15 protein-coding genes are annotated in these 21800 nt (G+C 71.4%); 7 read left to right on the top strand and 8 right to left on the bottom strand.

Features of this window, described 5'->3' with window-relative positions:
• Positions 1–50: 50 nt before the first annotated feature.
• Positions 51–479: a MarR family winged helix-turn-helix transcriptional regulator gene (locus tag AB0J55_RS17210; protein ID WP_364248841.1), complete on the bottom strand. Its 429-nt coding sequence runs from the start codon at positions 477–479 to the stop codon at positions 51–53.
• 410 nt (positions 480–889) lie between these two features.
• Between AB0J55_RS17210 and AB0J55_RS17205 the strand changes: the two genes are divergently transcribed.
• Positions 890–1519 (top strand): DUF4360 domain-containing protein, encoded by a 630-nt coding sequence (locus AB0J55_RS17205; protein WP_364248839.1) that lies wholly within the window; start codon positions 890–892, stop codon positions 1517–1519.
• Between the two features lie 65 nt (positions 1520–1584).
• Here AB0J55_RS17205 and AB0J55_RS17200 read toward each other — a convergent pair whose 3' ends face one another.
• The 3 genes from AB0J55_RS17200 to AB0J55_RS17190 all read right to left on the bottom strand — a co-directional run bounded on the left by AB0J55_RS17200 (position 1585) and on the right by AB0J55_RS17190 (position 7263).
• Complete coding sequence (locus AB0J55_RS17200; RefSeq protein WP_364248837.1) at positions 1585–3669, bottom strand: FUSC family protein; 2085 nt, start codon at positions 3667–3669, stop codon at positions 1585–1587.
• Positions 3666–6788 carry a GH92 family glycosyl hydrolase gene (locus AB0J55_RS17195; RefSeq protein ID WP_364248835.1) on the bottom strand — a complete coding sequence of 1041 codons (3123 nt, stop codon included), beginning with the start codon at positions 6786–6788 and terminating at the stop codon, positions 3666–3668. The genes AB0J55_RS17200 and AB0J55_RS17195 overlap by 4 nt, the downstream gene beginning before the upstream one ends.
• 79 nt (positions 6789–6867) lie before the next feature.
• Positions 6868–7263: a RidA family protein gene (locus AB0J55_RS17190; RefSeq protein WP_364249535.1), complete on the bottom strand. Its 396-nt coding sequence runs from the start codon at positions 7261–7263 to the stop codon at positions 6868–6870.
• Between the two features lie 94 nt (positions 7264–7357).
• Between AB0J55_RS17190 and AB0J55_RS17185 the strand changes: the two genes are divergently transcribed.
• Positions 7358–8305 carry a WYL domain-containing protein gene (locus AB0J55_RS17185; protein WP_364248833.1) on the top strand — a complete coding sequence of 316 codons (948 nt, stop codon included), beginning with the start codon at positions 7358–7360 and terminating at the stop codon, positions 8303–8305.
• Between the two features lie 47 nt (positions 8306–8352).
• Here the strand turns inward: AB0J55_RS17185 and AB0J55_RS17180 are convergent, their stop codons facing one another.
• Positions 8353–12681, bottom strand: a complete 4329-nt coding sequence (locus tag AB0J55_RS17180; RefSeq protein WP_364248831.1) for a GH92 family glycosyl hydrolase — start codon at positions 12679–12681, stop codon at positions 8353–8355.
• Positions 12682–12829: 148 nt separating this feature from the next.
• Between AB0J55_RS17180 and AB0J55_RS17175 the strand changes: the two genes are divergently transcribed.
• The gene (locus AB0J55_RS17175; RefSeq protein WP_364248829.1) at positions 12830–14461 is read left to right on the top strand and encodes a tannase/feruloyl esterase family alpha/beta hydrolase; all 1632 of its coding nucleotides are present in this window, start codon (positions 12830–12832) and stop codon (positions 14459–14461) included.
• Between the two features lie 41 nt (positions 14462–14502).
• Positions 14503–15147: a class I SAM-dependent methyltransferase gene (locus tag AB0J55_RS17170; RefSeq protein ID WP_364248827.1), complete on the top strand. Its 645-nt coding sequence runs from the start codon at positions 14503–14505 to the stop codon at positions 15145–15147.
• Here the strand turns inward: AB0J55_RS17170 and AB0J55_RS17165 are convergent.
• Positions 15137–15892 carry a helix-turn-helix transcriptional regulator gene (locus tag AB0J55_RS17165; protein ID WP_364248825.1) on the bottom strand — a complete coding sequence of 252 codons (756 nt, stop codon included), beginning with the start codon at positions 15890–15892 and terminating at the stop codon, positions 15137–15139. The two genes, AB0J55_RS17170 and AB0J55_RS17165, sit on opposite strands and share 11 nt — an antisense overlap.
• A gap of 55 nt (positions 15893–15947) precedes the next feature.
• Between AB0J55_RS17165 and AB0J55_RS17160 the strand changes: the two genes are divergently transcribed.
• The gene (locus AB0J55_RS17160; protein WP_364248823.1) at positions 15948–16913 is read left to right on the top strand and encodes a zinc-binding dehydrogenase; all 966 of its coding nucleotides are present in this window, start codon (positions 15948–15950) and stop codon (positions 16911–16913) included.
• Between the two features lie 24 nt (positions 16914–16937).
• Entirely contained in the window at positions 16938–17663 is a 726-nt protein-coding gene (locus tag AB0J55_RS17155; protein WP_364248822.1) for a dienelactone hydrolase family protein, read from the top strand.
• On the opposite strand, the gene AB0J55_RS17150 is transcribed toward AB0J55_RS17155, so the two are convergent.
• Positions 17660–18967 (bottom strand): M20/M25/M40 family metallo-hydrolase, encoded by a 1308-nt coding sequence (locus tag AB0J55_RS17150; protein ID WP_364248821.1) that lies wholly within the window; start codon positions 18965–18967, stop codon positions 17660–17662. The genes AB0J55_RS17155 and AB0J55_RS17150 overlap by 4 nt on opposite strands.
• Entirely contained in the window at positions 18960–19787 is an 828-nt protein-coding gene (locus tag AB0J55_RS17145; protein WP_364248819.1) for a M55 family metallopeptidase, read from the bottom strand. Before AB0J55_RS17145 ends, AB0J55_RS17150 begins: the two co-directional genes overlap by 8 nt.
• 179 nt (positions 19788–19966) lie before the next feature.
• Here AB0J55_RS17145 and AB0J55_RS17140 point away from each other — a divergent pair, with 179 nt between their 5' ends.
• Positions 19967–21799 (top strand): ABC transporter substrate-binding protein, encoded by a 1833-nt coding sequence (locus AB0J55_RS17140; RefSeq protein WP_364248817.1) that lies wholly within the window; start codon positions 19967–19969, stop codon positions 21797–21799.
• The last annotated feature ends 1 nt before the right edge of the window (position 21800 follow it).

Genomic DNA, 21800 nt, shown 5'->3' with positions numbered 1-21800 from the left:
CTCGGTGTCGCTGGTCGGGTGCGTCCAGTCACTGTAGTGAGGATCGCTTTTCAGTCGTCGTCGGTGACGTTGGCTGCGAGGCGGTGGAGGAGGTCGGCGAGCTGGGCGATCTCGGTGTCGGTGAGTCCTTTTCGCAGGCGCTGGTCGTGGGCGATGGCGGCGGTGGCGAGGCGGTGGAAGAGCTGTTCGCCGTGGTCGGTGAGTTCGACGAGGTGGACGCGGCGGTTGGCGGGGTCGCGGCGGCGGGTGACGAGGCCGGCGGTTTCCATGCTGTTGAGGTGGTGGGTGAGGGTGGCGCTCTGGATGCCGATGGCGTCGGCGAGTTCGCGCTGGTTGGCTACTTGGGTGGTTTTGAGGGAGATGAGGATCTGCCAGACGGGCTGGGAGCCGCCGGCGGCGGCGAGGGCCTGGTCGAAGGCGCGGCCGGCGGTTTTGGCGGTGCGGGCGAGGACGACGCCGATGGGGGCGGGGGGTGGCACGGGGGAACTCTATCGCAGATGTGTAGAGGTCTAAGCGTTTGAAGTCTAATGGTTAGGCTTCTAACGTTGAGGCAGCGACGAAGGAAGGCTCGATCTGTGCGCCGGGGGCCGTGGGCGGTGGCCGGAGTCGAGGCTCTGGGGCTGGTCGTGGTTCTGCCGGCGGGGTGAAACGATCAAGCCCGGACGTCGCGGGGTGATCGCGGACGGCGGGCAGCGGTCCGGGGGCGCGAAATCGTTTTCCGGTCGCATTCATTCGTCTTTCGCGAGAATGCCGGTCCGAAATTATCGGCTTACCGTGTGGCGGGACGGCTACTGCGCGTTGCTCCGTTCAGCGGGGTTTGCTTCCATGATCCTTTCGCTACCATGGTCCGGCCCCCGTCCCCAATTCGAATGTATTGGGAAGGATTCCGATGCTGTCTGCGGTCGTTGCTGCCGTAATGGCGCTATCCTCTGTGGTCACTCCTCATTCGTGGAGCACTCCTCCGCCGCCCGACAAAATCGTGATCGACGTCGCGACCGTCAACGGCACCGGCTGTCCGCCCAACTCGGCCGCGGTCTCGGTGTCGCAGGACAACACGGCGTTCACCGTAACTTACAGCACCTACACGGCCCTGGTGGGTGTCGGCGCCGGCCCGCTGGACGCCAGGAAGAACTGCCAGATCGGCCTGCGGGTGCACGTGCCGCAGGGCTTCACCTACGGAATCGCGTCGGCCGACTATCGGGGATTCGCGCACCTGGAGCGCGGCGCGACCGGCCTGGAAAGAGCGAACTACTATTTCCAGGGTAATTCGCCGACGGCCTATATTCAGCATTCGCTGACGGGTCCGTTCGAGAACGACTGGCAATTCACCGATTCCACGGAAGTCGGTGCGATCGCATTCAAGCCGTGCGGCGAGGAACGCAACCTGAACATCAACACGGAACTGCGGGCCGCGGCCGGGACGTCGGATCCGAAGAAGACGACCAGCTACGTCACGATGGACTCGACCGACGGCAGCATCACCACCACGTACCACTTCGCGTGGCTCACCTGCCCGTGATCGGCTCCGGGTGACCGGAGGTCCAGAGGGGCGGCGCGGCGGGAAAGCTGCGCCGCCCCGGCCGGTCACGGCTTCGCCGGGGCCCGCGGGTCGGTGGCGTCGACGCCGAAGACGCGGCCGAGGGCGACGAGGGCCTCGTCGAGGTGGCTGAGGCTGGACAGGACCGCGCGGGTTTCGGCCTGCTCGACGCGGTCGGAGACGGGCGTGCCGTCGTCGCGCACGAGCGTGCCGGGTGTGGGGCCACCCGGGGCGGCCAGTGCCTTGCGGAGGACGTCGATGTTGGCCAGCAGCCGTCCGGTGAACCGCCGGAGCCGGTCGGCGTCGGGGCCGGCGAGCTGGCCGGGCTGGGCGCGGGCGGCGACGTGCCGGGCCCGGAAGGCGATGGTTTCCAGGGTGGTGAGCACGTGCCAGCCGTAGTCGCGGCGGGCGCTGCGGAGGTTGACCGGGTGGGTCAGCGGTTCGACCGTCGTGCGGACCTGTTCGACGCTGCGGTCGAGGTCGCGGGAGAGTTCGATGACGTTGACGTTCTCCTCGCCGGCGAGCAGGCCGCGGGTGTGATCGAGGAACTCCTCGAGGTCGTCGAGGACTTCGGCGATGTCGTCGAGCATGACCGAGCGGGTGCGGACCGGGACGATGACGACCGCGGCGAGGATGCCGGCGGCAGCGCCGACGGCCGTTTCGGCGACGCGGATCCAGAGCACCTCGAGGCTGAACGTGCCGAGCAGGCTGTAGAGCAGGCCGAGCATGCTGGTGACGAAGAACGCCATCACCACCTGTGAGACGCGCGCGGTGTAGACCATGCCGAAGACGCACACGAGGATCAGGGCGAGGGTGGCGGCGGTGTTGCCGCCCACGAGCAGCGCGAGCAGGACGCCGCCGACGATGCCGATCAGGGTGCCGCCGAGGCGGCGGACGCCCTTGACGAAGGTGGCGCCGGCGCTGGAGGCGCCGATGAACACGACGAAGACGGTGAGCACGGCCCAGTACCAGCGCTGGTGGGAGACGAGTTCGCCGCCGAGCACGGCGAGCCCGCCGCCGACGACGGCCTGGATGGCGCTGCGGGTCCGGTTGTCGTAGGCGAGCCGGGGTTCCGGTTCTTCGTCCTCGTCTTCGAGGGGGTCTGCGGTGGTTTCCGGTGCGGCGGCGCGCTGGGCCCGGTCGTCGGCCAGCGCGAGCTCGGCGAGTGCCTTGCGGACGCCGTCGCCGGGGGCGGCGTGTTCGTCGATGCGGCTGCCTTCGACGAGCATGCGGCTGTATTCGCCGGTTTGGCTGATCAGCGGGAGTTCGCGCGGGTCGCGTTCCATGAGGGCGCGGAAGCGGGCGAGCCGGGCGATGAGGTCGTCGCGGACGTCCGGGCCGAGTTCGTCGGAGCAGGTGCGCTGGATGGTGATGGCCAGCCACTGCACGGCGAGTTCGACCTCGATGGCGCGGCGGCGCAGCCGGTCGGCGGCGCGGGCGTCGACGACGTCGGGGGCGGCGTCTTCGATGAGCAGTACGCATTCGTGCAGCCGCGCCAGTGCCGAGCGCAGCTGCTTGCGGGTCCGCTCGCTGCCGTTGACGGCGAGGTAGGCCTCGGTGGCGCGGACGACGGCGGCGAGGCGGGCGCGGAAGGCGCGGCGGACGCGCAGGAATTCGGCTTCGGGGTTGTGCCGCAGCAGGACGAACCGGACGACGGCGTTGGCGAGCACCCCGACGGCGAGGGCCATCAGCAGCTGCGGCACCTGCTTGACGTGGGCCTGCAGGAACATCGGGAAGAAGAACAGGAAGAAGGCGATCGAGCCGAGCGCGGTGCCGCGGGCGCCGAAGCGCTGGGCGTAGACGGCGACGAAGATCAGCAGGACGAACACGATGCTGTCGGCCGGTGGCAGGCCGGAGCCGAGGCTGGCGACGGTGATCGACGCGGCTCCGGTGAGGAAGGCCAGGACGAGGGTGACGGCCTGGGCGCCCGGGGTGGGGTCGTTGACGGTGAACGCGGTCATCATCGCGGCGATGGCGCCGACGAGCATGACGGTGAGCGGGACGTGCGCGGGCAACAGCGCGGCCACGGCCAGGACGATGCCGAGCACGGCGGAGCCGGCCAGCCGCAGCCGGACCAGGCCGGGGTCGGCCGCCGCGAACCGGTCGAGGGCGGCGGTGCGGAGGTGGTTCATCGGGCGAGGAGCTCCCACTGGGCGAGGGTGGTGCGGCGGCCGCGGGTGGCGGTGATCCGCAGCCGGTAGCGGGTGTGCGCGGCCGGGGTGGCGAGGGTGAACGGGCGGGTCTGGCGGCGCCAGCGGAACAGCTCGTCGTGGCGTTCGTCCAGGGTGGACCAGGCGGTGCCGTCGTCGGAGCCTTCGAGCACCCACGCGCTGGGGTCGCCGCGGCGGTCGCCGGAGGTCAGCGTGTACATCGTGACTTCGCGGGGTTCGCCGGTGACGGTGAACTCGATCGCCGGGGTGGCGCTGCGGAAGGTGGCCTGGGTGCGGGTGGTGTCGTCGAAGAGCGCGCCGGTTTTCGTGCCGTCGGAGCTGGTGGCGGTGCCGGTGAGGTCGGTGACCGGGGCGGGGTGTGCGGCGGGCGGTGGCGGGGCGCCCCAGGCGGTGGGTTCGGTCGTCAGGTCGAAGACGAGTTCGGCGCCGGCGGCGAGGGTGGCGTGGGCGATCGAGGTGGCCTCGTGCGGTTCGCCGTTCACGGTGAGCCCGCGGACGTAGACGGTTTCGTCGGTGTTGCCGGGGGCGTGGACGACCAGCTTCTTGCCGTCACCGAGGTGGACGGTCGCCTTTTCGAACAGCGGTGAGCCGATCGCGTAGCGCGGGCTGCCGACGGCGAGGGGGTAGAAGCCCAGGGCGCTGAAGACGTACCAGGCCGACATCTCGCCGTTGTCCTCGTCGCCCGGGTAGCCCTGGCCGATGTCGCTGCCCAGGTAGAGCCGCCGCAGCACCTCCCGGACGACGGCCTGGGTCTTCGCGGGGGCGCCGGCGAGGTTGTAGACGTAGGGGATGTGGTGCGAGGGCTGGTTGGAGTGGCCGTACTGGCCCATCCGGACGTCGCGGGCCTCGGTCATCTCGTGGATCAGGCCGCCGTACGCGCCGGGCCGCCGTCCGGTCTCCGGCGTGGCGAAGAAGGTGTCGAGTTTGGCTTCCAGTGCCGCGGTGCCGCCGTGGAGGGCGGCGAGGCCGGGGCCGTCGTGCGGTGCGGTGAAGGCGGTGTTCCAGGCGTTGGTTTCGACGAAGTCGCCGCCCCAGGCGGCCGGGTCGTAGCCCTCGGGGGCGAACTTGCGGCGGCCGTCGCGGTGGCGGCCCTGGAAGAAGCCGATCTCGGGGTCGAAGTGGTGGACGTAGTGCTTCGCGCGCTCGTGGAAGTAGGCGGCGTAGTCGGCGTACATCCGGGCTCGCGGCCCGTCGCTTTCCCGCGACAGGGCGTCGGCGAGGTTGGCCAGGCCGAAGTCGTTGATGCAGCCTTCCAGCGCCCAGGACAGTCCTTCGTGGACCGTCACCGGGGTGAAGTGCAGGAAGATCGACTCCTCGAGGCCCTTGCGGCCGACCGAGCGGCGCGGCGGGGTGACGGTGGCGTTCTTGACGCCGGCGTCGAAGGCGGCCTCGACGTCGAAGTCGCGGACACCCTTGAGGTAGGCGTCGGCGAAGGCGACGTCGGAGCTGGTGCCGGTCATCAGGTCCGCGTAGCCGGGGGAGGACCAGCGGGCGATCCAGCCGCCTTCGCGGTACTGCTGGACGAACCCGTCGATCATCCGGCCGCAGCGCCGGGGGGTGAGCAGGGCGTAGGCGGGCCAGGTGGTGCGGTAGGTGTCCCAGAAGCCGTTGTTGACGTAGAGCTCGCCGTCGACGACCTTCGCGCCGGTCCGGCGGCGGGTGCTCGGCCACCACCGGCGCACGACCGGGCTGGCGTGCCGGATCCCCTTCGGCGTGGTCTCGTGCGCGATGTTCGGGTACAGGAACAGCCGGTAGAGGTTCGAGTACAGCGTGGTCCGCTGGTCTTCGGTGGCGCCTTCGACCTCGATGCGGCCCAGCTCGTCCTGCCACAGCTGGCGGGCCTGCGCCTTCACCTCGTCGACGGTCGTCCCGGCCGGGATCTCCAGCTCCAGGTTGCGCTGGGCCTGGGCGAGGCTGATCAGCGACGTCGCGATCCGCAGCGTCACGTCGGGGCCGTCGAACTCGAAGTAGCCCGCCACCCGCCGCCACGGCGGGCGCCGCACGCGCGCGCCGCGCGTGGCCGGGGCGTCGGTCACGCCGTAGACGAACATCCGGCGCGCCCCGGCCGAGAGCCGGCTGCGGACCGTCGTGTACCCGGTGATCACCCCGGTGTCGGGGTTGATGCGGAGGCGGCCGCGGTTGCCGACGTTGTCGAACAGCAGCCAGCCGTGCTTGTCCGGGAAGGTGAACCGCATGATCGCCGCGTGCGACGTGGGCGCGAGGTCGGCGGTCATCCCGTTGGCGAACCGGACGCCGTAGTGGTGCGGTGCGTCGGTTTCGTCGTCGTGGGAGAAGGCCAGGGCGCGCTTGCGGCGGCGGGGCTCGACCGGGCCGGTGCCGGGCATGAGGTGGAAGGTGTGCCGGTCGCCCATCCACGGGCTGGGCTGGTGCGACAGCGCGAAGGCCTGCAGCGCGGGCCGGTTCCGCTCGTCGTTGTGGCGGTGGTAGGAGTAGAGCCAGTTGGTGACGCCGGCGTCGGTGACCGGGGTCCAGAAGTTGAACCCGTGCGGCACCGCCGTGGCCGGGAAGGTGTTGCCGCGGGAGAACTCGCCGCTGGAGTGCGTGCCGCGGGTGGTGCGGACGCAGTCGACCGGGTCGCGCGGCCGGTCGGGGGGCTCGGCGATCCGGACGTCGTCGAGCCAGCCGGTGATCTCGCCCGGCGCGCCGGTGCGCAGCACGATCCGGGCGATCCGGCGCCCGGCGAAGGCACCCAGCGGGCGGCGGATGTGGTTCCACTGGTCCACCCACAGCGTCTTGTCGTCGACCGGTTCGAACCCGGCGGTGGTGCCGTCGGCGAACTCGACGTCGAGGCTGACGCGGGTGGCGTGGTAGGCCGGGATGTCGCCGTCGGCGACCGGGAAGACCACATAGGACAGCTCGGTGCGCCCGGTGGCGGGCACGTCGAGTTCGAACAGGACGGCTTCGGTGCGCTCGGTGTAGCGCAGGGCGCGGGTGCCGGTGAAGCCGGCGCCGGTCTTGGCCGTGGGGGAGCGGTCCGGGCCGGCGCCGACGTGCAGGCCGGGGTCGGCCGGCTGCGGGTCCCCGGTTTCGAAGGACGAGAAGAACACGGCGTCGGACATGCGCCCACCGTAACCGCCGCCGAACGGCGCAGCGTGCTGAACACTGCTGCCCGCCCCGGGGCGGGCAGCAGTGTCCTTTCTAGGCGGCGGCGGTGCCCTCCAGCTCGACCAGCAGGCCGGGGATCGCCAGCCGGTTCACCCCGAGCATCGTGGTGGCCGGGGCCACCCCGGCGGCCCCCAGCCGGGCCGCCAGCACGCCGTAGTGCGGCAACAGCCCGTCGACGTCGGTGGTGTAGACGGTGAGCCGGACCAGGTCCGCCAGGGCCATGCCGGCCTCGGTGAGCACGGCCTCCAGGTTGTCCAGGCTCAGCGCGAGCTGGGCGGCCATGTCCCCCTCGTGCCGGGGTTTGCCCTCGGCGTCGGTCGACGTCTGCCCGGAGCAGTACAGGGTCCGGGTCGCCCCGCGGACGACCTCCCCCTGGTTGAACCCCAGTTCCAGCGACCACGTCACCGGGTTGACCGCCGTTCGTTCCAGTGCCACATCAGCTCCGTTCGTTGCGAGTACTGCGGCGTGGAGCTTTCCGGGCAATCACGACATCCTGTGTCGGGTATTCGCTACGGTTCTGCGGGTGCGTGCCGATCGGCTGGTGTCCCTGGTGCTGCTGCTGCGCCAGCGGGGGCGGCTGACCGCGGAGGTGCTGGCCCGCGAGCTGGAGGTGTCGACCCGCACGGTGCTGCGCGACATCGACGCGCTGTCGGCGGCGGGCGTGCCGGTCTACGCCGAACGCGGCCGGCACGGCGGGTTCGCGCTGCTGCCGGGCTTCCGGACCGAGCTGACCGGCCTGAACCACGACGAAGCCCTGGCCCTGCTGACCACCGGGCGCGCGTTCGGCCTCGGCCCGGCCCGGGCTTCGGCGATGCGCAAGGTGGCCGACGCCCTGCCCGAAGCCCAGGTGGCCACCGCCGCGCGCTTCCTCGTCGAACCCGAGACCGACCTGCTCTCCCGCCGTCCCGTCACCGAGGAGGTGGACCACCCGGCGATGCTCGAGGTCCGCCGGGCCGTGCTCGCCGGGCGCCGGCTGCGCATCCGGTACGCGGCCGCGGGCCAGGAGCCGCGGTGGCGCACGGTCGACCCGATCGGCCTGGTCACCGTCCGCGACCGCGGCTACCTGCTGGCGACGCGGGCCGGTGCGGACCGGACCTACCGGCTGTCGCGGATCCTGGCCGCGCAGGAGCTGCCCGAACCGGCCGAGCGGCCGGACGAGGTCGACCTGGACCGCCTCTGGCGGCAACGCTGCGCCGCCTTCCTCGCCGACGGCCACCTCACGGCGCGGGTCCGGGTGCGCCCGGCCCGCCGGGAAGACCTGCTGAGCACGGCGGTGGCGGTCCGCGCGGAGGAACCGGAGGAGAGCGGCTGGCTGCGGTTCGAGGTGACCTACCAGGACGCCTGGCACGCGGAGTGGGCGCTGTGGCAGCTGGGCACGGACGCCGAAGCGCTGGCGCCGGAGTCGGTGCGCGCGGCTTTGCGTGACCGGGCCACGGCGATCGCCACCCGCTACGGCGCCGGAAATGCGTGAAGGCCACCCCGATCGCTCGGGATGGCCTTCACCGCACTACCGCGGAACTACCTCTTCGCGCACTGCCCGACGTCCGGGCCGCGCACCGTGTTGGGCAGGTCGTGGTCCGTCGGTGCCGGGTTGTTCACCGCGCACGCCAGCGGGCCGCCGACCGTGCTCGAGGTCAGCACCGGTCCGTGGTTGCCGGTCAGGGCCAGCGGCCCGCCGATGTCGGTCAGCTCGATCGACACCTGCCCGGTCGCGCCGGTGATCGCCACCGGACCGCCGACCTTCGTGCGGTTCAGCACCACCTGGCCGGCCCCGGTCGCCGCGAGCGGGCCCTTGATCTGACCGCCGCGGACGATCAGCGACGCGCCGCCGCCCACGGTGACCGGACCCGAGATCGTCGCGTCCTGCAGGCACACCGTCCCGCTCGTCACCGACAGCGGGCCGTTCGACGCGCCCGTGATCGTCTTCGTGCAGGCGGCGTCCGGCTTGCCCAGCAGCTCGAACTCGGCCAGCTGCGCCGGGGCGCCGGTGCTGGTCGCGGTCACTTCGAGCCGGTAGTAGGCGTAGTGCGCCGGGGCGGCCACCTTGAACGCGCGGGTCTGCTGCCGCCAGGTGAACGCCTGGTTCTCCTGCTTGTCGGCCACCGCCCACGTCTTGCCGTCGTAGGAGCCCTTCAGCACCCAGCTCTTCGGGTCGCCCGCACCGGTCTGGGACGTCAGCGTGTAGTGCGTGACGGCCTCGTCGGTCGAGTTCAGCTGGTACTGGAGGGCGCCGGTGACGGCGGCCTGCGTGCGGGAGGTGTTGTCGATCAGCGCACCGGCGTCGGAGCCGTCCGAAGTGGACAGCGTGCCCTTCCCGGCGCCGGTCTCGTCGTGCAGCGGCGTGGGGACCGCGTCACCCGTGGTGATCGACTTGGGCGCGTCGCCCGGGCCGGTACCCCAGTTCGACGGGTTCGGGCCCATCGCGAAGTCGATCGTCCCGCCGCGGGCGATCAGGTCCTGCGGCAGCGACGTCGAGGAGTACGCCTTGCCGTTGACCTTCACCCCTTGGACGTAGACGTTCTTCGCGCTGTTCTTCGGCGCGTTGATCACCAGGTCCTTGCCGCCGGCCAGGTGGATCGTGGCCTTCTTGAACAGCGGCGACCCGATCGCGTAGTCCGGGCTGCCCATCTGCAGCGGGTAGAAGCCCAGCGCGCTGAAGGTCCACCACGCCGACTGCTCGCCGTTGTCCTCGTCGCCCGCGTAGCCCTGGCCGATCTCGCTGCCGGTGTAGAGCCGCGAAAGCGCCTCACGGACCTTCGCCTGTGTCTTCGACGGCTGGCCCGCGTAGTCGTACATGTAGAGCGTGTGGTGCGAGGCCTGGTTGGAGTGGCCGAGCTGGCCCATCCGCACGTCCCGCGCCTCCCGCATCTCGTGGATCACGCCACCGTAGGAGCCCGGGAAGTTCGCCGTCTCCTGGTCGGCGAAGAACGCGTCCAGCTTGTTCGCCAGGCCCGCCTTGCCGCCGTAGAGGTTCGCCAGCCCCTGACCGTCCTGCGGCACGGAGAACGCCATGCCCCAGCCGTCGGTCTCGGTGTAGTCGATGCCCCACACCCGCGGGTCGTACTCCTGCGGCGAGCGGCTGAACTTGCCCGCGGCGTCGCGGCCCTGGAAGAACCCGACGCTCGGGTCGAACACGTTCACGTAATGCTGGGCGCGGCTGGTGAAGTACTCGTAGTTCGCCAGGTACTCCTGCTTGCGCGGGTCGCTCGCGGGAGCTTCGTCGTAGAGCTTTTTCGACAGGTTCGCGATGCCGAAGTCGTTGACGTAGCCTTCGATCGACCAGGAGAACCCGTGCTCGGCGGTGTTCGGGGAGTAGCCGAGGAAGATGCCCTCGTCGATGCCCTTGCGGCCGACCGCGTTGTTCGGCGGAGTCACCGTCGCGTCCTTCAGCGCCGCGTCGTAGAACGACTTGACGTCGAAGTTCTTAACGCCCTTCAGGTAGGCGTCGGCGAACGCGACGTCCGCGCTGGTGCCCGTCATCAGGTCCGCGTACCCCGGCGACGACCACCGGGAGATCCAGCCGCCGTCGCGGTACTGCTGGACGAAGCCGTCGATCATCTTTCCGGCCATGTCCGGGGTCAGCAGCGAGTACGCCGGCCACGTCGTGCGGTAGGTGTCCCAGAACCCGTTGTTGACGTAGGTCTGGCCGTCGACGATCTTCGACCCGGTCTGCGTCGGGGTGTCCGCGCCGGTCTTCGGCGAGACGAAGCTCGCGTACTTGTAGACAGGCTTCTCCGGCGTGCCGGTGTTCTCGAACCCGGAGTTCGGGTAGAGGAACAGCCGGTACAGGTTCGAGTAGAGCGTGGTGAGCTGGTCCTTCGACGCGCCCTCGACCTCGATCACCTTCAGCTGGTCGTCCCAGGTCCGCTGCGCGGCGTCGCGGACGGTGTCGAACGTCGCGGCGGGGGCGATCTCCATGGCGAGGTTCTTCTTCGCCTGGTCCACGCTGATCAGCGACGTCGCGATCCGCATGTTCACCGTCTTGTCGGCGCCGGCGGCGAACCGCAGGTAGCCGGCGACGTCGTCGTGGCCTTGACCGGTGAGCTTCCCGCCCGCGGTGACCGGCTTGTCGAACGTCGCGTAGACGAACATCCGGCCCGCGCCCGCCGACAAGCCGCTCTTGACGTCGGTGAAGCCCGACAGCGTGCCGTTCGCGGTGTCGAGCGTCAGCCCGCCCTGGTTCTTGAAGTTGTCGAAGATCAGGCTGGAGTCGCTGCCGGGGAAGGAGAACCGGAACATCGCCGCGTGGTCGGTCGGCGCGATTTCGGTCTTGATCCCGTTCTCGAACTGCACGCCGTAGTAGTGCGCGCGAGCGACCTCGTTGTTGTGCTTGAACGCCAGCGCGCGGGCGTCACGGTTCGCGTCCGGCACCCCGGTGGCCGCGGATGGCATCACCTGGAAGGTCTGCCGGTCGCCCATCCACGGGCTCGGCTCGTGGCTGACGCTGAACGCCTGCAGCTCCGGCAGGTTCTGCTCGTTGTTCTGGCTGTGGTAGTTGTACATCCACCGCACGTCGCCGTTGTCGGCGTTCGCGTCGGTGACCGGGGTCCAGAAGTTGAACCCGTGCGGCACCGCGGTGGCCGGGAAGTTGTTGCCCCGGGAGAACGTGCCGTTGGCCATCGTGCCCCGCGTCGTGACCACGTTGTCACTCGGGCGGGTGCTCGCCGGCGGCGTCGGGGTCGCCGACACCTTGACGTCGTCGAGCCAGCCCTGCAGCGTGCCCGGCCCGTTCGGGTTGTCGTAGCCGACCAGGATCCGGTCGATCGTCTTGCCCTTGGCGACCTGCCCGATCGCCGAGCGCACCAGGTTCCACTGGTTGGCGTAGAGCACCTTCGACGCGCCCTGGCCCTCCGGGGTCAGGGGGAAGCCGTACTGGTCGGTGGCGCCGAGGTCGCGCAGGTAGGTGCCGTCGGTGAAGGCCAGGTCGATCGCGACGTTCGTGCTCGGGTACTTCAGGTCGCCGGTGATGAACTGCGGCTGCACCTTGTACGACAGCTCGGTCGAGGGCACGACCGGGATGTTCACGTCGAAGATCTTGTTGTACGACCAGCCGTGCCCGGCCGCGGTCTGGCTACCCGAGTAGCGGAACGCCTTGAGCCCGGTGAAGCCGACGCGGTTCTTGTTCGTGTACCCGCTGGTCGGGCCCGAGTCGACGAAGCTGCGCATGTTCGGCAGCGGCGGGGGTGCCGGCTCGTCGTTGGCCAGCAGCAGTTCCGACAGCTGCAGGATCGGCCCGCCGTTGTTGGCGGTGACGTTCAGCCGGAAGTACTTGTACGCCGTGGTCGGAGCGGCCAGCTTGTAGTTGTTCGTCTGGAACCGCTCGGCGAACGACTGCCCGGTCTGCGTGTCCAGGTCCGTCCACGCGCTGGCGTCGTTCGAGCCCTGCAGCGTCCAGTCCTTCGGGTCGCGCTCGGCGAAGTCGTTGGCCGAGGAGATCGCGTAGTGCGTGATCGACGTCGGCTCCGACAGCGTGATCTGCGCCCACGCCGTGGGGTCCCAGGACAGCCACTTCGTGTCGGTGGTGCCGTCGACGAGGTTGGAGACCACCTCGCCGCCGCTGGTGTTTTCGCTGCTGGCGCTGGTCTCGGTCACCTTGCCGCGGATGTCGCCGGGGATGGTGGTGCCGTTCGCGCCGTTGACGCCGGACGCGCGCGGCTTGCCCGCCGCGTCGGTGTCGACCGTGTCGGTCCACGTCGGCTGGACGTCACCCGCCTCGAAGGAGGAGGAGAAGTCGGGGGGAAGGGCGTCTTCGGCGGCGGACGAGGCCGCGGGGAGGGCGACCAGGCCGGCGGCGACCACGGCGGCGGTCACCAGGAAAGCGACCGGCGGTCTGGCGCTTCGGGGCATCGTTGCTCCAAGCTCGGAGGGCGGATTCAGCAGCGCCGCGCAGGCGGGGACCGGCGGCGCCAACGAAGGGAAACGCGCGGGTGACATCGATGTCAAGACCGCCCGGCAAACCTGGCCAAAAACAGACAACGCCGAAAACGGGGGACCGATGAGACCACTGAAGATCTTCGCCACCGTCGCCGCACTCACGCTCGCCACCACCACGTTCACCCCGGCCGCCGCCACCGCCGCGCCCGGCTCCGCCGTCCGGCCGGTCACCACCTGCGCCGCCCTGGTCCGCGGATTCGCCCTCCCGGGCGCCGCCACGCACGTCACCTCCGCGGCCGTCGTCGCCGCGACCGCCACCGACCCCGAGTACTGCGGCGTGGCCGGCTACGTCGAACCCGCCGTCCGGTTCGAGCTGCGGCTGCCCACCAGGACCTACGCCGGGCGCTACCTGCAGTACGGCTGCGGCGGCTTCTGCGGCCTGGTCAACCCGCCCGAGTTCGCCGACTGCGGCCTGCCCCACGGCGGCGACGTCGCGGTCGCCGCCACCGACGACGGCCACGTCGGCAAGACCCCCGCCGTCGTCGACGACGGCAGCTGGGGCGCCCACGACCAGGCCGCCCGCACCGACTTCGAATACCGCGCACCCCACGTCGTCTCGCGCGCGTCGAAGGCGATCATCGAGGCCTTCTACGGCGCACCACCGCGCAAGTCCTACTTCACCGGCTGCTCCGACGGCGGCCGCGAGGGCCTCCTGCTCGCCCAGCGCTACCCGGCCGACTTCGACGGCATCGTCGCCGGCGCCCCGGCCGGCGACTGGGATCCGCTGCTCGGCGAGTACCAGACGTGGCTCGCCCGGGTGAACACCGCCGCCGACGGCACCCCGATCCTCACCGCGGCGAAGCTGCCCGCCCTCCACAACGCCGTCGTCGCCGCCTGCGACCGCCTCGACGGCCTCGCCGACGGCCAGCTCGACGACCCCCGCGCCTGCCGCTTCGACCCGGCCACGCTCACCTGCACCGGGCCCGACACCCCCGCCTGCCTCACCCCGGCCCAGGTCACCGCGACCCGCAAGCTGTACTCCCCGCCCACCGACGCCCACGGCACCCTGCTCTACCCCGGCGGCCAGCAGCCCGGCTCCGAGCTGTCCTGGGCCGGCTGGATCATCCCGACCCCGGAAACCGGCGGCGTCGCCTTCGCCCGCAGCCTGGCCGACAACTACCTGCGCTACCTCGGCTACCCCATCGGCGCACCCGCGACGACCGTCGACACCTTCACCTTCACCCGCCGCGACTTCGACCGCCTGACCCCGGTCGGCGTCCGCTACAACGCGATGAGCACCGACCTGTCGGCGTTCCAGCGGCGCGGCGGCAAGCTCGTGCTCTGGCACGGCTGGGCCGACGAAGCCATCCCGCCCACCGGCACGCTCGACTACTACCAGCGCCTCACCCACGGCCGGCCCCAGGACTCCGTGCGGCTGTTCATGGTCCCCTCGCTCTACCACTGCGGTGGCGGCACCACGCTCACCGAGTTCGACCCGCTGCGCGAGCTGGTCGCCTGGGTCGAACGCGGCACCGCACCCACCCGCGTGACCGCCACCGGCCGCGACGCCGACGGCCACGTCACCCGCACCCGGCCGGTGTTCGCCTACCCGCAGCGAGCCGTCTACGACGGCACCGGCAGCGTCGACGACGCCGCCAATTTCCGGCCCGCACCGCCGGTGACGCCGCCGCACGACGTCGTCCACTGGGCCGGTGACCCGCTCTACGCGATCCCGGGGCCGGTCGCGCCGTAAACCGGTCACACGGTTCCGGCGTCGTCGCTACAGTCGCGATCATGACGACGCCGGAACCCGCCGACCGCGTACTCGCCCGCGCCTCCCTCGCCGAAGGCAACCCGACCGGCTGGTTCGACCAGCTCTACACCGCCGCCGCCCGCGGCGAAGCCGAAGTCCCGTGGACCCGCGGCAAACCGGGCATCGACCTGACCGCCTGGGCGGCCGGGCACCCCGGCGAAGGCCGCCGCGCGCTGGTGGTGGGCAGCGCCTTGGGCGACGACTCGGAACTGCTGGCGGCGCACGGCTGGGCGGTGACCGGCTTCGACGTCGCCCCGACCGCGGTCGCGGCCGCCCGCGAGCGGTTCCCGGAGTCCACAGTGGACTACGTGGTCGCGGACCTGCTCGACCCGCCCACCGCCTGGCACCAGGCGTTCGACCTGGTCGTGGAGATCATGAACATCCAGGCCATGCCGCGGGACTTCCGGCCCGCGGCCCTGAAATCGCTCGCGTCCTTCCTTGCCCCCGGCGGCACGGCCATCGTGTGCGAGGTGGCGGAGGAGAACATGGACATGGCGAACTGGCAGAGCCCGCCGTGGCCGTTCAGCCGCCCGGAGGTCGAATCCGTCGCCCAGGACGGCGTCAGGCTGGTCAGCCTGGAGACCGTCCGCGAGGGCGCCCGCTACTGGGCCACCTTCACCCGTTAGCCCGGTGCCGGCCGGGCGTCGTCCCGACCACGGCCGTGAACGCCGCGATGAAGTGGCTCGGGTTCGCCCACCCGCAGGCGTGCGCGACGTGCGCCGTGTCGTGGCCGTCGGCCAGCAGCACCAGGGCGTGGTGGATGCGCAGCTGCGTGCGCCACGCGTAGAACGTCATGCCCAGCTCGGCGTGGAACAGCCGGCTCAGCGTGCGGGCGCTGGCGCCGACCCGCGGCCCGAGCTCCGCCAGCGGCGTGTTGTCCCCGGGTGTCTCGTACAGCACCCGCGCCAGGGCCCGCAGCCGGTCGTCGCGGGGCTCCGGCAGCTGCAACGGCTGCTCCGGGGCCTCGTGCAGCTCCTCGACCAGCACGCGGCGCAGGCGCGCGCTCGCCGCGCGGTCGTACTCGCGCGGACCGGTCAGGGCCAGCAGCACCTCGCGGGCGAGGGCCGACGCCGTGAACACCGCCGGATGCCCGGGCACGAGCCGGGCCAGGGACGCCGGCAGGAACACGATCCGCATGTCGGTGCGGCCGTGCGCCCGGTGCCGGTGGACGAACCCGGCCGGCGTCCAGGCCACCCGGTTGGCCGGCACGATCGACGTCCCCCGCTCGGTGTGCACCGACAGCACACCGCGGGCGGCGTAGACGAGATGTCCCCGGTCGTGGGCGTCGGCCTCGCTGGCCCCGCCCGGCGGCCACAGGTGCACCCCGCCGGACGGCCAGATCCGCGACACAGGTTGGCGGCCATCGGGCATGACGTGGCAGTCTACCGGTGGTCGGCCACCGCTTCCGCCGGTGAGAGTGGGACGCATGAAGACGATGCGTGCAGCGGTGTGTGCCCGGGCCGGCGGCCCGGAGGTCCTGGAAGTCCGGGAGGTGCCGGTCCCGGCGGTCCGGGACGGCTGGAGCCTGGTGCGGATCAAGGGCGCCGGCCTGAACCGGTCGGAGCTGCGGACCCGGCAGGGCCACTCCCCGGACGTGCGGTTCCCCCGGGTGCTCGGCATCGAAGGCACCGGGATCGTGGCCGCCTCCACCGATCCCCGCCTGCCCGAGGGCACGACCGTCGCGGCGGTGATGGGGGAGATGGGCCGCGCCTTCGACGGCGGCTACGCCGAATACGCCCTGCTGCCGAACCCGCTGCTCATGCCGGTCACCACCACCCTGCCCTGGGAGACGCTGGCCGCGCTGCCCGAGACGTACCTGACCGCCCAAGGTGCCCTGGACGCGCTGGGGATCGGCCCGGGCAGCACCGGACGGCTGCTGATCCGCGGCGGCACGTCCTCGGTCGGGCTCGCCGCGGCCGCCATCGCCGCCGGCCACGGCCTCGAGGTCGCCGGCACCACCCGCCGCCCGGCCAAGGCCCGTGCCCTGACCGGCCACGTCCTCATCGACGACGGCGGCCCCCTGACCGGCCTGCCGCAGCTGTGGCCCGAAGGCCCGGACTGGGTCCTCGACCTCGTCGGCGCCCGCACGGCCGTGGACTCGCTGAGCCTGGTCCGCCGCGGCGGCACGGTGTGCGTGGCCGGTTCGCTCAGCGGCTGGCTCGTCCCGGACTTCGAACCGATCGCGAAGATCCCGTCCGGCACCAAGCTGACGGCGTTCCACAGCAAGGACCACGCCGGCGCCACCGCCGTGCTGCAGCGGATCATCGGCGAAGTCGAAGCCGGCACCTACCGGCCGCACGTCGACCGGGTCTTCCCCCTCGACGAGATCGCCGACGCCCACCGGTACATGGAGGAGGACCGCGCCGCCGGAAAACTCGTCGTCGTGCCGTGATCCGGTGGCCTAGGCTCGGTGATCATGCCCACCCAGTCTGTGCAGATCCCCACCCCGGACGGCCACGCCGACGCCTTCGCCGTCTTCCCCGACGACGGTGCCCGCCACCCCGGCGTGCTGATGTACCCCGACGGCTTCGGCATCCGGCCCGTGCTGCGGGAGATGGCCCGCGAACTGGCCGGCCACGGGTACTGCGTGCTCGTCCCCAACCCGTTCTACCGGCACGGCCCCACGCCGGTGCTCGACCTGCCCGAGCACATCGGAGCCGAAGCCCGGCCCGCGATCTTCGCCCGCCTGATGCCGATGATCGAGGCGCACACCACCGACCGCATCCTGCGCGACGCCGACGCCTACCTGGACTTCCTCACCAGCCGGCCCGAGGTCAGCCCCGGACCGGTCGCGGTGACCGGCTACTGCATCGGCGGCCTCCTGGCCACGCACACCGCCGCGGCCCACCCCGGCCGGGTGGCCGCCCTCGCCGGTTTCCACGCCCCCGTGGGCGCGGCGGGGCCCGACAGCCTGCACCGCCTCACCGCCCGGGCCCACTTCGGCCACGCCGAAACCGACCTGACGCCCGAGGCACTCGCCGAGCTCAACCACACGCTGGACGCCGCGGGGATCGAGTACACCTCCGAGATCTACCCCGGCACCGTCCACGGCTTCACCATGGCCGACACCGACGCCTTCGACGCCGCCGCCCTGCAGCGGCACTGGGAAAACCTGCTCGGTCTCCTCGGCCGCGCCTTCTAACAGCTCTCCAGGAACCGGGCCAGGACGCGGGTGCCGAAGTGCAGCCCCTCGACCGGCACCCGCTCGTCCACCCCGTGCGCCATCGCCCGGTACGGGAACCCCTTCGGCAGCCACAACGGCGCGAAGCCGTAGCAGTCGATCCCCAGCTGCGCGAACGCCTTCGCGTCCGTCCCGCCGCCCAGGCAGTACGGCACGACCACCGCCTCGGGATCCTCCGCCTGCAGCGCCGAAGCCATCGCGTCGAACCACGGGGACTCCACCGGCGCCTGCACCGGCGGCTGGTGCGCGACGAACTCCCGCGTCACACCCTCGCCGAGCAGCCCGTCCAACGCCGTGAACAGTTCTTCCTCGGTCCCCGGCAGCACCCGCACGTCGACCTGCGCCGAAGCCGTCGACGGGATGACGTTCACCTTGTACCCCGCGGCCAGCATCGTCGGGGTGGTGCTGTTGCGGACCGTCGGCAACACCAGCGAACCCGCCGGGCCCAGCGCCGCCACCGCCGCGTCCACACCGTCCGAAGAGGACAGATCGACCGGGACGCCCAGCGCGGCGCCGGTCCGCTCCAGGAACGCCCGCACCGCCGGGGTCAGCGACACCGGCCAGCGGTGCCCGGCGATCCGGTTCAGCGCACCCACCAGCCGGACGACGGCGTTCTCGTCGTTCGGGCGGGAACCGTGCCCGGCGCGGCCCCGCGCGGTCAGGCGCAGGTGCGCCGTGCCGCGTTCGGCCGTCCCGACCGGGTACAGGTGCACGTCCCGGCCGTCGGCGGCGGGCACGTGGTAGGTGTAGCCACCCGACTCGCTGATCGCCGCCGCACACCCCTCGAACAACGACGGGTGGTGGGCGACCAGCCAGTGCGCGCCCCAGTCGCCGCGGTCCTCCTCGTCGGCGACGAACGCCAGCACCAGCTCCCGCCGCGGCCGCACCCCGCCGGCCAGCGCGGCCAGCACCATCGCCACGAAGTCCTTCATGTCGGTCGCGCCGCGGCCCCACAGGTACCCGTCGCGCACCTCGCCGGCGAACGGCGGCACCGACCAGTCCGCGGCGTCCGCCGGGACGACGTCCAGGTGCCCCTGCACCAGCAGCGCCGGCAGCGACGGATCGGTACCGGGCACCCGCGCGACCACGCTGGCCCGGCCGGGCGCGGCCTCCAGGATCCGCGACGGGATGCCGAGGCCGTCGAGGAACGCGGCCACGTACTCCGCGGCCGGCCGCTCCGGCTCGGCGTCGTTGTTCCCGCGGTTGGTCGTGTCGAACCGGATCAGGTCCGCGCACAGCTCGACGACGTCGGCCAGGTCAGCCATAGATGCCCTGCACCGCCCCGCCCGCGATCGCCGTGACGACCTTGAAGCACTTCATCGCCTCGGTCATGTCCGGGGCGTCGAACCCGACGCGGCGCGTCCCGATCTGCTCCACCGTCGGGATCACCGCCGTGGCCTGCGCCAGGTGGCTCGCGTCGAACTCCACCTCGATCCGGTGCGGCGCCACCTGGCGCTCCTCCCGGCCCGCGCGCGCCATCGCGTCGGCCGCCGCGGCGGTCAGCAGCTCCGCCGTGCGCGCCGGCGGCAGGCAGATCGCCGCGTACCGGCTCACGCACTCCTTCACCGGGACCAGCTCCGCCTCCGGAGCGTAATCACGGGCGTCGTCACACGTTTTGTCGTCACCCGAAACGAGCAGGACAGGCACGCCGTACTCCGCGGCCATGCCCGCGTTGAGCCGCCCCTCGCTCGCCGGGACGTCGTCCAGCCACACCCCGGTGATCTGGTTCTCCAGGTAGGTGTGGGAAAGGACCCCGTCGAAGCCCGCCCCGGCGTGGTAGCCCAGGAACACCACCCCGTCCACGCCCGAGTCGATGCCCTGCATCATCGACAACGGCTTGTGCCGCCCGGTCAGCATCCGCGCCCGCGGGTCCAGGTCCTCCAGCAGCAGGTTCCGCTGCGACGAATGCGCCTCGTTGACCAGCACATCGGTGGCCCCGCTCGCGTACAGGCCGGCCAGCACCGCGTTGACGTCCCCGGTGAACAGCCGCCGGAAACGGTCCCACTGCGGGGAACCCGGCACGACGTCGTCGGTCCAGGTGACGCCGGTGGCGCCCTCCATGTCCGCCGAGATCAGGATGCGCATGCCGGGCACTCTAGCCAGCCCGCCCGGCCCCCGGACGCGGAACGCCCCTTCCTCGATGTCACTCAGCGTGACGGCGAATGGATCGATAACGATCGGGCACCTGCCGAGGCGGCAACATATTGCGCGGTTGTCCCCGCATGTGGTTACTTCTCGTCTTCGGGGAGGCTCACAAGCGAACGATGGGGTGGTTTTCGGTGCAGTTCCAACGCAGATCGGGGCGGTTCGCCCGCGTGGGCGCGGTCGTCGCGGCCGCGACACTGGCGGCGATCCCGCTCGCCGTACCCGCGCAGGCCCAGCAGGCCAAGGTGCTGCGGGTCGCGCTCACCACCGGCATCGACCACCTCAACCCCTTCACCGCCGTGCTCGCCGCGTCCACGCAGATCGGCCGGTTCACCTTCGAGTTCCTCACCGTCCCGGACGCGGCCAAGGCCGAGGCCTCGCCCGCGCTCGCCGAGTCGTGGACCCCGTCGGCGGACAAGCTCACCTGGACGTTCAAGATCCGCAGCGGCGTCAAGTGGAGCGACGGGCAGCCGGTGACCGCCAAGGACGCGGCCTACACCTTCAACCGGATGCTCACCGACGAGAACGCCCGCACCGCCAACGGCAACTACGTGGCCAACTTCGAGACGGTCACCGCCCCCGACGACACCACGCTCGTCATCAAGACCAAGACCGTGCAGGTCAACATGAACCTGCTCGACGTGCCGATCGTGCCCCAGCACATCTGGGAACCGGTCAAGGACCTCAAGGCCGCCGAAACCGACGACGTCAAGATCGCCGGCGTCTCCGACGGCCCCTTCCAGGTCACCGAGTACAAGCCGAACGAGTACGTCAAGTTCAAGGCCAACAAGGACTACTGGCGCGGCGCACCGAAGGTCGACGAGCTGCAGCTGCTGCAGTTCAAGGACACCGAAGCCGCGGTCAACGCGCTCAAGCAGGGCGAAGTCGACGTCATCAACCGGCTCAACCCCAACCAGTTCGCCGCGCTGCAGGGCCAGCAGGGCATCACCACCAACGCCGCCCCCGGCCGCCGCTACGACGAGCTGACGCTCAACTTCGGCGTCACCGACAACGCCAACAACCCGATCGGCGACGGCAACCCCGTCCTCAAGGACTTCAACGTCCGCAAGGCGATCGCCCAGGCCGTGGACACCAAGACGATCGTGGACAAGGTGCTCAAGGGCCTCGGCCAGGCCGGCGGCGGCGTCGTGCCTGCCATCTACGCCGCCTACCACTGGGACCCCAGCGACGCCGAACGCATCAAGTTCGACCTCGCCGCCGCCAACACCACCCTCGAGCAGGCCGGCTACAAGAAGGGCGCCGACGGCGTCCGCACCACCCCCGCCGGCGCCAAGCTGGAACTGCGCCTGACCGGGCACGCCAACCGCAGCTACGACCAGGGCGTCGCCCAGTACGTCACCGGCTGGCTCAAGGACATCGGCATCACCGTCAAGCAGGACCTGGTCTCCGACGACGAGCTGTCCGACCGCACCTCCACCGGCAAGTACGACCTGGCCATCGGCGGCTACGGCACCAACCCCGACCCGGACTACGTGCTCTCGCTGCACACCTGCGCCGCGCGCCCCAGCCCGGAGGCCAAGGGCGGCAGCACCGACACCTTCTTCTGCGACGCCGCCTACGACGACCTCTACAAGAAGCAGCTGACCGAAACCGACGACGCCAAGCGCGCGGACTACGTCAAGCAGGCCCAGGCCCGGCTCTACAGCCAGATCCCGACGATCGTGCTGGACTACCAGAACACCCTCGAGGCCTACCGCTCCGACAAGTTCGCCGGCTTCACCACCCAGCCGCAGCCCAAGGGCGCGATCCTCGAGCAGACCGGCTACTGGGGCGTCTACGGCGCCACCCCGGCCGGCACCGCGAACGCGGCGGACTCCGGCAGCGGCAACACCGTGCTGTGGATCGTCCTCGGCGCGGTCGTCGTGGTCGTCCTCGTCGGCGGCGGTGTCCTGCTCGGCCGCCGCGGCAAGTCGGCGGAGGACCGCGAATAAC

It is taken from the genome of Amycolatopsis sp. NPDC049688, from assembly GCF_040674975.1.
In the GTDB taxonomy this organism is placed as follows: domain Bacteria; phylum Actinomycetota; class Actinomycetes; order Mycobacteriales; family Pseudonocardiaceae; genus Amycolatopsis.
Note: the sequence above shows the minus strand (reverse complement) of the source record. Positions and strands in the feature narration are given on the sequence as shown.